At 48.0% G+C, this 11,921-nt stretch carries 9 protein-coding genes; 1 reads left to right on the top strand and 8 read right to left on the bottom strand.

What is annotated here, in order from left to right; translation table 11 throughout:
• Positions 1-37 precede the first annotated feature (37 nt).
• From AAKU64_RS01975 to AAKU64_RS01940, 8 genes are all read right to left on the bottom strand, one after another.
• Positions 38-940: an SDR family oxidoreductase gene (locus AAKU64_RS01975; RefSeq protein ID WP_354361258.1), complete on the bottom strand. Its 903-nt coding sequence runs from the start codon at positions 938-940 to the stop codon at positions 38-40.
• Between the two features lie 74 nt (positions 941-1,014).
• Positions 1,015-1,950 (bottom strand): glutathione S-transferase family protein, encoded by a 936-nt coding sequence (locus AAKU64_RS01970; protein ID WP_354361256.1) that lies wholly within the window; start codon positions 1,948-1,950, stop codon positions 1,015-1,017.
• Positions 1,951-2,085: 135 nt separating this feature from the next.
• A complete protein-coding gene (locus AAKU64_RS01965) occupies positions 2,086-3,087 on the bottom strand; it encodes an NADP-dependent oxidoreductase (protein WP_354334037.1) in 1,002 nt (333 codons plus the stop codon).
• Positions 3,088-3,094: 7 nt separating this feature from the next.
• Entirely contained in the window at positions 3,095-4,357 is a 1,263-nt protein-coding gene (locus AAKU64_RS01960; RefSeq protein ID WP_354334072.1) for a serine hydrolase domain-containing protein, read from the bottom strand.
• 496 nt (positions 4,358-4,853) lie between these two features.
• Positions 4,854-5,384, bottom strand: a complete 531-nt coding sequence (locus AAKU64_RS01955) for a PaaI family thioesterase (RefSeq protein ID WP_354334035.1) — start codon at positions 5,382-5,384, stop codon at positions 4,854-4,856.
• A 193-nt stretch (positions 5,385-5,577) separates the two neighbouring features.
• Entirely contained in the window at positions 5,578-6,369 is a 792-nt protein-coding gene (locus AAKU64_RS01950) for an SDR family oxidoreductase (protein WP_354334033.1), read from the bottom strand.
• Between the two features lie 43 nt (positions 6,370-6,412).
• Complete coding sequence (locus AAKU64_RS01945) at positions 6,413-8,230, bottom strand: acyl-CoA dehydrogenase (protein WP_354334032.1); 1,818 nt, start codon at positions 8,228-8,230, stop codon at positions 6,413-6,415.
• A 247-nt stretch (positions 8,231-8,477) separates the two neighbouring features.
• A complete protein-coding gene (locus AAKU64_RS01940; RefSeq protein WP_354334030.1) occupies positions 8,478-9,656 on the bottom strand; it encodes an acetyl-CoA C-acyltransferase in 1,179 nt (392 codons plus the stop codon).
• A 495-nt stretch (positions 9,657-10,151) separates the two neighbouring features.
• Between AAKU64_RS01940 and AAKU64_RS01935 the strand changes: the two genes are divergently transcribed.
• Positions 10,152-11,813, top strand: a complete 1,662-nt coding sequence (locus AAKU64_RS01935) for an MFS transporter (protein ID WP_354334028.1) — start codon at positions 10,152-10,154, stop codon at positions 11,811-11,813.
• Positions 11,814-11,921 lie beyond the last annotated feature (108 nt).

Genomic DNA, 11,921 nt, shown 5'->3' with positions numbered 1-11,921 from the left:
CAAAGCCAGACTTCAGGTCAACTATCGGGAACTTCTATCAGGCTGATTTCAACTTAGCGCGCAGCATATCGCGGATGTGTGGTGCTGCTTTGTATGGGTCGCCTGGATTACGTTGCATAATGATATCTTCCATACGCTCTTGCACATTGCCCAGCGCGGCCGGATGTGAGTAGATGTAGAACTGGCCGTCGCTAATCGCTTTGAAGGTTTTTTCCGCAACTTCTGCCGCAGTGACTTTACCTGAAGAGACTGCTTTATCCGACATCGCTTGCGAGGCTTTTTGGCTGGCTGTCGGCGCTGACGCTTGTACGTCGTCGGGACGATTACGTTGCGACTGGCTGATACCGGTTGGAACAAAATAAGGACATAAGACCGATGCGCTTATCGGTGCTTCGACCAGGCTTAAATCCTGGAACAAGGTTTCGGATAAAGATACGACAGCATGCTTGGAAACGTTGTACACACCCATGGTCGGTGCGTTGAGCAAACCTGCCATAGAGGCGGTGTTGACGATATGACCTTCATAATCTGGGTCGGTCTTTGCGCATTCCAGCATCAGCGGTGTGAAGATACGCACGCCATGGATCACGCCCCATAAATTGACGCCCAATACCCATTCCCAGTCGGCTTGGGTGTTTTCCCAGATCAGCCCACCAGAACCGACACCGGCATTATTGAAGACTAAATGCACAGCGCCAAATTGTGCCATCGTGGCGTCGGCCAAAGCCTGCACTTCTGCCGCATGCCGCACATCACAGTGCATAGTCAATACTTGTGCACCGATTGCCTCCAGCTCTGCTTTGACTTTATCCAATGCATCTTGCTGCACATCGGCCAATACCAGCTTCATACCGAGCTTGGCACCGATCAGCGCAAATTCACGACCAAATCCGCTACCACCACCAGTGATAACGGCTACTTTATTTTGAAAATTTTTCATGGGTGTCTCCAGCTATTTTTATGGGAAAAACGATTAATGCAAAAGGATCAATTAAGACTTAGTTTGCTCAAAGCTCAAGCCGGTGTTACGCGTTTCATTTGGAAACCTACACGTGGAAAATGCACAGTCACGTTACCAGCACGATCATCGTGACGTCGTACCGCTAACTGATTGGCGCTGCATGTCACCAACTCACCCTGCACCGGGTCCAGTGCGTAATCGTTAGGCATGATGGTGACTTGCTCACCCAACGCAATGCCGTGAGTATCAACAAAACTGGACGTGACAGCAGCAGGCGTAGATGTACTGGCGAGTTCAATCGCCTCAGCACTACGCATTTTTTCAAACTGCCCATGACCAAAGGCAGCGATCTTATCCATCCATGTAAGCAGAAGCGGATGCGCATCCAGAATCCCTGCCACTGCGGGAACACGCCGGATAAACCACAAAGCGTGATACACAGAAAAATCAGCGATGCTCGCCTGATCACCGAGTAAATACGCTTGACCACCCGCCAACATAGCATCCAAGCGACGCAGATACTCTTGCAATTGTCCGGTCGCCTCTGGCAGAGACATACGCGGTGCATTGGCCCGCATCGCTGCACGGTCAGCACCAAACGCCTTCATCTGTTCTGGCGTGATATCGCCCAGAATGCCACTCATCGCAGCGGGCTGAAACGTGTAGGCAATCGCAGTCCAGAACAAGGTGGTATCTGCCCAATGTGCCAGTGTTTTAGACAAGCCAGCAATCGGTTCTGGATAGAGTGACGGCGTTGGTGCGAGAGTTTCCAGCACGTCAGCAATCAAGGCGGTATCACAATAAATATCTGCGCCGATTTGCATGATCGGCGTACGGCGATAACCGCCAGTCAACGCGACCACATCTGGTTTTGGCATGATGGACGGAATCATCACAGACTTCCAACTCAGATTTTTAAACCCGAAGATCAGACGTATTTTTTCTGAAAACGGTGAAACTGGATAGTGATGGAAAATAATATCGGACATGAACACCTCTTTTTGCGGCTATTGGAATTGACTTTTCAAATCACAACGCACAACAGTAACTCTACTAATCTGCTGTGTTTTCTGCCTCTCTGCTTATGTGAGAGGCAGAAAAATTGATTAAATCCGTTAGGCCAGTTACACCAACTTCACCAACTGCTTACCAAAGTTTTTACCCTTCAGCAAACCAATAAATGCCTCTGGTGCGGCAGCCAAATCTGGTGCAATCGATTCACGGAATTTGAGTTTGCCGGTAGCAACCAGAGTGCCCAGTTCTTTCAAGCCTTGTGGCCACATTTCGATATGTTCCGATACGATGAAGCCTCGTAAAGTCACACGCATGGTCAAGAATACACGCGCGTTACGGATAGAAATTGCTTCACCGTTGTACCCGGCAATCATGCCACACAGGGCAACACGACCAAATTGATTCATGCGTGCCAGACTAGCGTCGAATACTTCACCGCCAACGTTTTCGAACACGCCGTCAATACCATCTGGCGTCGCTGCTGCGAGGTCGGCCTCTAAGTTACCGGCTTTGTAATCGACGCAGGCGTCAAAGCCTAATTCGTTCACAACATAAGCGCACTTCTCTGCACCACCGGCGATACCAACAACTCGACAGCCCATTTGTTTGGCTAACTGGCCGACCACACTACCGACTGCACCACTGGCTGCGGAGACTACGACCGTCTCACCTTTTTTAGGATGAATGATTTGTGTTAGACCGTACCAGGCGGTCATCCCTGGCATACCGACAGAGCCGAGATACGCCGACAACGGAATATGCGTCGTATCGACTTTGCGCAACATGATGCCGTCGGATACGCCCATCTCTGCCCAGCCCAACATGCCAACGACTTTATCGCCGACAGCAAACTGAGGATTTTTACTCGCGACGATCTCGCCCACGGTGCCACCGATCATGGTCTCGCCAATGGCTTGTGGAACCGCGTAGCTTTTCGACTCTTCCATACGGCCACGCATATACGGATCGAGTGACATAAAGTGATTGCGGATTAAGACTTCTCCGTCTTTGATCTCTGGAACAGGGACTGTCTCCAGACGAAAGTTATCTGACTGAACTTCCCCTTTTGGGCGGGATGCAAGGACAATACGTTGGTAAGTTGTTGTGCTCATGTTGATCTCATTTCATTAATTGGTTAGCGACTGCCTGAAAAGCGCGATAAGTGATAGGGTCACTTGCGCCATTGGCAGCGATGGGGTGAGAAGAAAATTTAACGATGACCATTTCGGCCACTGGATCAATGTAAATACGTTGACCATGGATACCGCGTGCTTCAAAAGTTTTGTGGCTGTTATGTCCTATCCACCACATATTGCGATACGAATAACCGGGGATAGTGGCGTAACCGGCTTTAGCAAATTTGGCCTGATCACCACCTTTGCGAATATCATCGATGGCAGCTTTAGGAATAATTTGCTGTCCGTTAAACTTGCCGTCCAAACGCATCATCTCGCCAAACCGAGCCATATCACGTAAGCCAAGATTGAGACCACCACCGCCCTGCTCGGTACCGATGCTATCAACCGCAAAATAGGCGTCATTTTCGACCCCTAATTTTTGCCAGATACGTTCAGACAATAAATCCGCCAGCGATTTGCCACTGGCACGCTTGATGATCCAGGCCAGCACTTCTGCATTTACTGTTTTATAGGCGAATGCATCGTCGTGTTGACCTTCTTTTTTCAGCTTAACCAGAAAATCGTAAAAGGTTCTAGGACCATCATACGTTGGTGCTGTCGGCAACAAACCACCGGCTCTGGCGTAATCCCAAATCTCGGCTTTAGGATCAGCATAATTCTCAGAATATTGCACACCAATCGTCATATCCATGACTTGACGCACTGTAGCATCGCCATAAGCGGACTCTTTTAATTCAGGCAGATATTTGGTCACCAGCGCAGTAGAATCCAGGCTACCTTCAACCGCCATTGCTGCCGCCAAAGTACCGACAAAAGACTTAGTCACGGACATAGCGATATGCGGCAACTGCGGTTTGCTGATACCAAAGTATTTCTCATACACGATACGACCTTTGTGCATAACCAAAACGCTGTCGGTATAGGTATTGTTGAGCATATCGGCCCAGGTCGCATTGGCGCCCTTGTCATCAACAAAAGAGACTTTATCCAGATCCGCCAATGCTTGCGGCAAGGGGGACGCAGCCAGCGTGCCATGCCAGACGTTTGCTGTTGGACCTAACTCACGCCCATGCGAAAACGACCATCGGGTGCGAGGAAACTGGTAGTTACTACCGTTACTAAATTTAACGACTTTGTCTGGCGCGGGTGGAAAACCTTGCATCCAGCCCAGCGTTTTTGGATCGGTGCTCGCTGGATCAGGTAAAGCCGTTTGTGCGATTGCGGTGTTGATTGCTGTAGTCATGAGTCCGCCGATAAGTAACTTCGTCGCGAGTGTAAAACCCGATGCGATTGATGATTTCTGACGCGTTCTTTGTATTCTTTTTGTTGTGGGCATGCTGTCTCCTGTTTCCATTCTGTGTTTTTACTGTTGGATTTATTAGGACCTGCTGACACTTTATTTGCTTATACCTTTGGTCTGACTTTGGTTGAACTTTGGTAAAGTTAATCGAGAAAATATAAGATCAATATAAAGGGGAAATTCACATACTCCCCCCGATTTTATTAAAATATAGCTTATTGTCCAATGATTCTATGGACAACTAAAAATACCCCATCTCAGTATATTTATAATTCACCGATTTAAACATCAGCATCCGAATAACTATTGCGCGTCAAATCAGCGATTAGCTCGCCCTCTCCCGCTGGCGGGAGAGGGGTTTTACCAATGCAGATTGACTCGCTAACCAGATATTTTGAAAAACTAAATCACTCACTCATTCACTCATTCACTCAATCACTCAATCGCTGCCATAGAGCTTCTTCATATTCTCACCCGATTTCAAGCGGCGTAAATATTTAAACGTGCCCATCGCCTTCGCCACCAGTTTGTCACCGTTCCAGATTTCGCCTTCGCAGAAGCACATGGTCGTTGACCGATGGAAAGCATGACCACGTGCTTCGATATGGCCGCCAGTAATCCCGCCGGGTTGCAGAAAAGTCGTTTTCATTTCTACCGTGACTACACCTTTTAAATCTTCGCACAAGGATCGTCCGGCCATTGCCATCACCACATCCAGCATGGTCATCAGCACACCGCCGTGGACGATTTGCCAGCTGTTCATATGGCGTTCGGTTAAATCTAAAGTGAGTTTGGCGTTACCGCCGTCCATCTCTAAAAATTCAACTCCGAGATCATGCAGAAATGGATTGAGTGCAGAAGTAGGCTGCGGGATCGGAACACCATTGCTGGCAGATTCATCCTGAACCTGTGTCCCGGCATGTGAATGATCTTCTGCAATTTTTTTCGACTCAGTAGTAGACAAGCTCATGCTGATCTCCGGTTATATTGTCGGGACTTAGCACAGTCACAGTGCAGCCCTCTGAGCATTTCTAAAAATGAATTATCGGAATGCAGAATACAAAACACAGCAATAAATGGAGTCACTGTGTTTGGATTGTGAACTGCATTCAATAGTCGCTTTTCAGATTCAGTTTTCAGACTCAGTTTTCAAATTGCGCGCATTAAACCGCGGAGACTCCACCATCGACTGCCAAGGTTTGACCAGTGATATGTTTACCTGCATCGGAGGCAAACAATAAGGCAACGCCTTTCAGATCTTCGTCATCACCGATGCGTTGCAGCGGAGCGTCTTTGGAGAGTTTTTCCTCGCCTAGATTTTCCAGAATTCCTTTCGTCATTTTGGACGGGAAAAATCCCGGTGCGACGGCATTCACAGTAATGCCATGTACGCCCCATTCACCGGCCAGAGTGCGAGTGAAATTGATGACTGCCGCTTTGGACGTATTGTAGGCAATCGTCTGCATGGTGCCGGGTCCGTTGCCCGCCAAACCAGCAATCGAGGCGACATTGATAATGCGACCGTATTTGCGAGGAATCATCGAGCGCTTGCCGACTTCTTGCGACAACAGAAAAATGCTACGGATGTTGAGGTTCATCACCTTGTCCCATGCCTCAACCGGATAATCTTCGGCCGGGGCACCCCAGGTTGCACCAGCATTATTGATGAGGATATCGATATGGCCGAGTCGCGCCAATGCTTCATCGACCAGCGGCTTTACCGTACCGTCTTTACCCAAATCAGCGGCAATCGCGCTAGCGTCAATGCCTTTGCTTTTCAGATGCGCGACCGCCTCGTCCAGATCCGATTGTTTGCGTGAAGACAGCACCAACTTGGCGCCCTGCTCACCCAGTGCCTCGGCCATTTGCAAACCTAAACCACGAGAGCCGCCAGTGATTAAAGCAGTTTTACCTTTGAGGTCGAATAATTGTTGTGATGTACGTACTGTTTTCATTTTTGTCTCCGATTATTTTTAATCTGTTTTTGAGCTAATTTTTTTAAAACCAGGCGTCTTGCATATCTAAAGTCGTCGTATCCAGACTCGCCAGTAAATCTAATTGCTGATGGACTTTTGGCAGTTCCCACTGATAAAAGTATTTACAGGCTTGCAGTTTTCCTGCGTAGAAATTGGCGTCGTGATGGGTTTCTTTTCCAACCGACAACAGTGCTTGCTCCAGCCAAATCCAGGAGACAACGGTGTGGCCAAATACCTCTAAATAAAGGGACGCATTTGCCAGTGTTTTATTCAAATCACCGGCAGCATATAACTGCTGTGTGACCATCGCAATGCGACGTAAAGCCAGCGACAAGGCTTGGGCATAGTCAGATAATTCCGGGTGGCTGGCAGCGCGTGTAATCGTCGCCTGCATCTCTACACCTAGCGCTTGCAATGCAGCGCCGTCTTGCATAACAACTTTACGCCCCAACAAATCCAGACCTTGTATGCCGTGCGTTCCCTCATGGATAGGATTTAAGCGGTTGTCGCGATAGAACTGCTCCACGTTGTATTCACGCGTATAACCATATCCGCCGTGGATTTGAATCGCCAGATTGTTCGCTTCCAGACACCATTGTGAAGGCCAGGACTTAGCGATTGGCGTCAAAATATCCAGCAACAATAAAGCATTGGCACGGGCGGCAGGATTTGTCGCGCTGCGTTCTTCATCTACTAAACGAGCGCAATATAAATTCAGTGCCAGCCCACCTTCGACATACGCTTTTTGCGCCAGCAACATCCGTTTGACATCGGTATGTTGAATGATAGGCAGTTGCGCCGTAGCAGGATCTTTGGCTTGCGGATTACGCCCTTGCGGACGGTTTCGCGCATAATCCAGTGAATGCAGATAACCGGTATAACCCAGCATGACGGCACCTAGACCAACACCAATGCGCGCCTCATTCATCATGTGGAACATATTAGCGAGACCTTTGTGCACGGTACCGACCAGATAGCCGATTGCGCCTGCTTTGCCTTCCGGCTTAAACTTACCTTCGCCAAAATTGAGCAGGCAATTGGTGGTGCCGCGATAGCCCATTTTATGGTTTAAGCCAGCCAGCACAACGTCATTGCGCTCACCTAATGAACCGTCTGCATTGACGAGTTTTTTAGGGACGATAAAAAGAGAAATCCCTTTAACACCTGGAATCAGTTTGCCGTTCTCGTCCGGCACTTTGGCGAGTACCAAATGGATAATATTTTCTGATAATTCATGCTCGCCAGCAGATATCCACATCTTATTACCAGTCAGGCGATAACTACCATCGGCCTGAGGTTCTGCGCGAGTGACAATATCGGACAAACTGGACCCTGCCTGCGGCTCTGACAAACACATCGTGCCAAAGAAGCGGCCTTCCAACATCGGCTTGGCGAAAAGTTCAATTTGCTCTGGCGTACCGCATTTCATCAAGGTATTGGCATTGCCAATCGTCAGAAATGGATATGAAGAAGTACCAACGTTGGCACCTTTAAAGTAGGCAAAACCTGCTTTCTCGACTACGCAGGGCAATTGCATGCCACCCAGTTCAAAATCTTGTCCGGCGGCCATCAAACCCGCTTCGCAAAATGCATTGAGCGCCGTTTTTACCTCAGGGATGATGTGTACGACTTCACCATCAAAATGCGGCTCGTTCTGATCGTTCTTTTTATTATGCGGGGCGAATAACTCAGTGGCAATTTGCTCGCAGGTATCGAGCGCAGCATTGAAGGTTTCACGGGTGTGATCAGCAAAACGTTCGCGCTGATTTAAGGATTCGACATTCAGCCATTCATACAGCAAAAAATCGAGGTCGCGGCGGGGGATGATTTTTGATTGCATAGCGGATCGGATATCAGATATTGGACGTTGGCAGGACGACGGATCGTCCTTTTAAAAAAAGCAAGACAGGTTACGCCGGTCTTGCTCGTCTTTATTTTTTAGGACTTACACAAAACCGCCCCGGCTGCGTTGTAGCTCCTAGCTGTACTAAAGTACTATCTTCGTCGCTACGCCTTGCCGGGACAATTTTGCGCAGGTCCTATTTTTATACCTTGAAGAATAGTAAAGCTAATCAGTCGCTTAGCAATTACACCACTTCAAACAAGCCAGCCGCGCCTTGACCGCCACCGATACACATGGTTACCACAACAAATTTTGCGCCACGGCGTTTGCCTTCGATCAAAGCATGTCCAGTCAAACGTGCACCGGATACGCCATAAGGGTGACCTACCGCGATCGCACCACCATTGACATTGAGTTTATCCATTGGGATACCAAGCTTGTCTGCGCAATACAAGACTTGCACGGCAAAGGCTTCGTTCAATTCCCACAGGCCGATGTCTTCTACTTTGAGACCTGCTTTTTTCAATAATTTTGGAATCGCGTAGACTGGACCGATACCCATTTCATCTGGCTCGCAACCTGCGATTGCAAAACCACGGAAAATTCCCAATGGTTGCAGGCCTTTGGCTTCTGCTAATTTGCTGTTCATCAAAATCGCGACGGAGGCACCGTCAGAAAATTGACTTGCGTTACCAGCGGAGATGACGCCGCCTGGCACTGCGGAGCGGATTTTAGATACCGCTTCCAGCGTCGTATCTGCGCGAATACCCTCATCAGAAGAGATCGTGACTTCTTTGCTGACCAACATACCAGTGGCTTTGTCAGCCACACCCATGATGGTCGTCATCGGAACGATTTCTGCATTAAATAAACCAGCGGCTTGTGCAGCGGCGGCACGCAATTGACTTTGCACGCCGTATTCATCCTGGCGATCGCGGCCGATGTTGTAACGCTTGGCGACGGTTTCTGCCGTCTGCAGCATTGGCCAGTAAACTTCTGGCTTGTGCTCTTTCAACCAGGTCTCAACGATCATGTGTTTATTAGCTTCGTTCTGTACGCAAGAGATAGACTCAACGCCGCCAGCAGCATAAACATCGCCCTCACCGGCAATAATACGCTGCGCTGCCAGAGCGATGGTTTGCAAGCCAGAGGAACAAAAACGATTGACTGTCATACCGGCAGTCGTGACCGGGCAACCGCCGCGCAATGCGATCTGGCGGGCTATATTGCTGCCAGTTGCGCCTTCCGGTGTGGCGCATCCCATGATGACGTCTTCTACCTCGCCAGCTTCAATCTTAGCGCGTTCAATCGCGGCACTGAGGACATGACCACCCATCGTGGCGCCATGCGTCATATTGAAAGCACCTTTCCAGGATTTTGCCAGGCCGGTACGTGCGGTGGATACGATAACTGCATCAGTCATGTGAGTCTCCTAATTAGGTAATTTTTTTAATTTGGGTAAATCGATCATTGCTACAAACTGGACATACTTAATATTCTGGACGTTTCTGCTAACTTTAAAACGGATTTTAAAACTGACTTTAAAAGCGATTTTACAATCGATAACGGGACATCATTATGCGCCCGATTGTTAGCCAAATTCGGTACCAAGCCAGGTACAAAAGCGTCTCGTAAAAATAACTGAATACGAGAATAGCATATTTTTAGTACGACCGTTCGCAAAAATTTTAACTTATTTTGAGCAGGTAAAACCACACAAATTCACCTTATAAACTGGTGAATACAAATTCATCCTTGTCGTCCTCATCCCCTTCTTCGTAAGGTTCTGTAAGTTTCAAGAAAGCATGCCGTAAGTTTCAGACTGCACACTCAACCACGCTAAAAGTAAGCTTTATAAATTTTCTATTCCATAAAGCTGGTTTTTGCTTACAACTTTAAAATAAAACAGGAGACAAGCATGGCGACAGCACCAGTAGCGTCAGGCAGTATGACGGCTGAAGAGCGTAAAGTAATTTTCGCGTCTTCCCTCGGTACTGTATTTGAATGGTATGACTTTTATCTGTATGGCTCACTCGCAGCCATCATTGCAAAACAGTTCTTTGCAGGCACCGATCCAAATACCGCATTTATTTTTGCTTTGCTGGCTTTTGCAGCGGGCTTTATCGTTCGACCTTTTGGCGCATTAGTGTTTGGCCGTCTTGGCGATATGATTGGTCGTAAATATACCTTCTTGGTCACGATCCTGATCATGGGTGGCTCGACCTTCTTCGTCGGTTTGCTACCTAATTACGAAACAATAGGACTGGCAGCACCGGTAATCCTGATTACTTTGCGGATTCTGCAAGGTCTGGCACTTGGCGGCGAATACGGCGGTGCGGCGACTTATGTAGCAGAGCATGCGCCACACGGTAAGCGCGGTGCATTTACTGCCTGGATCCAAACAACAGCGACGCTGGGTTTATTCCTGTCTTTACTGGTGATCTTGGGTACACGCACAGCCATCGGTGAAGAAGCATTTGCTGCCTGGGGCTGGCGTATTCCATTCCTGGTGTCAGTAGTCCTGCTGGGTGTTTCAGTCTGGATACGCTTATCCATGAACGAGTCTCCTGCTTTTGCCAAAATGAAAGCAGAAGGCAAAACTTCAAAAGCACCTCTGACAGAAGCATTCGGTCAATGGAAAAACATGAAAATTGTGATTCTGGCCTTGCTGGGTTTAACCATGGGTCAAGCCGTAGTTTGGTACACAGGCCAATTCTATGCTCTGTTCTTTTTGCAACAAACCTTAAAAGTAGATGGTCCTACGGCAAATATTTTGATTGCTGCGGCGCTGTTGATCGGCACACCGTTCTTCCTGGTGTTTGGTACTTTGTCAGACAAAATTGGTCGTAAGCCGATTATCCTCGCGGGTTGCCTGATTGCTGCGTTGACTTACTTCCCTATCTTTAGCGGTATCACGCATTATGCGAATCCTGCTTTAGAAGCAGCATTGAAAAATGCACCAGTCGTCGTGAGTGCTGATCCTGCTGATTGCCAATTCCAGTTTAATCCTACTGGTACGAAAAAATTCACGTCCTCTTGCGATATCGTGAAAGCAAAACTGGCTGCTGCATCGGTTAACTACTCTAACGAAGCAGTAGCACCAGGCACGCCAGCCACGGTCAAAGTAGGTGAAAAAGTCATCCAATCATATAGCTCCACTGGTCTGCCAAAAGAAGAAGCCGCTGCGAAAGACAAAGCGTTTTCTAAAGAATTTGCAGATGCAATCAAAGCAGCCGGCTATCCACCAAAAGCAGATTCAAGCCAGATCAACTATCCAATGGTCTTGTTGCTGCTGACTATTTTGGTGCTGTATGTGACGATGGTATACGGTCCGATTGCAGCGATGCTGGTAGAGATGTTCCCAACCCGTATTCGTTACACATCGATGTCATTGCCTTACCACATTGGTAACGGCTGGTTTGGCGGTTTATTGCCGACCACCGCATTTGCTCTGGTAGCTTATAAAGGTGATATTTACTACGGTCTGTGGTACCCGATCATCTTCGCTTTAATCACATTCGTAATCGGCGTCTTGTTTGTGAAAGAAACAAAAGATAACGATATTTACGCAGGGGATTAAAAAGCCTTTTGCTTAAAGAAAAAGCCGTCAAACATTTGACGGCTTTTTTATTGCTTTGGAGTTCTCAGACTTCTCTTTCTCTTTATCTGGTGTATTTTTAAATTTCCA

The sequence above is a fragment of the Undibacterium sp. GrIS 1.8 genome (assembly GCF_040544445.1).
Taxonomy (GTDB): Bacteria; Pseudomonadota; Gammaproteobacteria; order Burkholderiales; family Burkholderiaceae_D; genus Undibacterium.
Note: the sequence above shows the minus strand (reverse complement) of the source record. Positions and strands in the feature narration are given on the sequence as shown.

Bases quoted from the DNA above. Each gene is read 5' to 3' on its own strand.
- AAKU64_RS01965 (WP_354334037.1), bottom strand. From the start codon at position 3,087: ATGAGCACAACAACTTACCAACGTATTGTCCTTGCATCCCGCCCAAAA.
- AAKU64_RS01960 (WP_354334072.1), bottom strand. From the start codon at position 4,357: ATGACTACAGCAATCAACACCGCAATCGCACAAACGGCTTTACCTGAT.
- AAKU64_RS01975 (WP_354361258.1), bottom strand. From the start codon at position 940: ATGAAAAATTTTCAAAATAAAGTAGCCGTTATCACTGGTGGTGGTAGC.
- AAKU64_RS01950 (WP_354334033.1), bottom strand. From the start codon at position 6,369: ATGAAAACAGTACGTACATCACAACAATTATTCGACCTCAAAGGTAAA.
- AAKU64_RS01935 (WP_354334028.1), top strand. From the start codon at position 10,152: ATGGCGACAGCACCAGTAGCGTCAGGCAGTATGACGGCTGAAGAGCGT.
- AAKU64_RS01940 (WP_354334030.1), bottom strand. From the start codon at position 9,656: ATGACTGATGCAGTTATCGTATCCACCGCACGTACCGGCCTGGCAAAA.
- AAKU64_RS01945 (WP_354334032.1), bottom strand. From the start codon at position 8,230: ATGCAATCAAAAATCATCCCCCGCCGCGACCTCGATTTTTTGCTGTAT.
- AAKU64_RS01955 (WP_354334035.1), bottom strand. From the start codon at position 5,384: ATGAGCTTGTCTACTACTGAGTCGAAAAAAATTGCAGAAGATCATTCA.
- AAKU64_RS01970 (WP_354361256.1), bottom strand. From the start codon at position 1,950: ATGTCCGATATTATTTTCCATCACTATCCAGTTTCACCGTTTTCAGAA.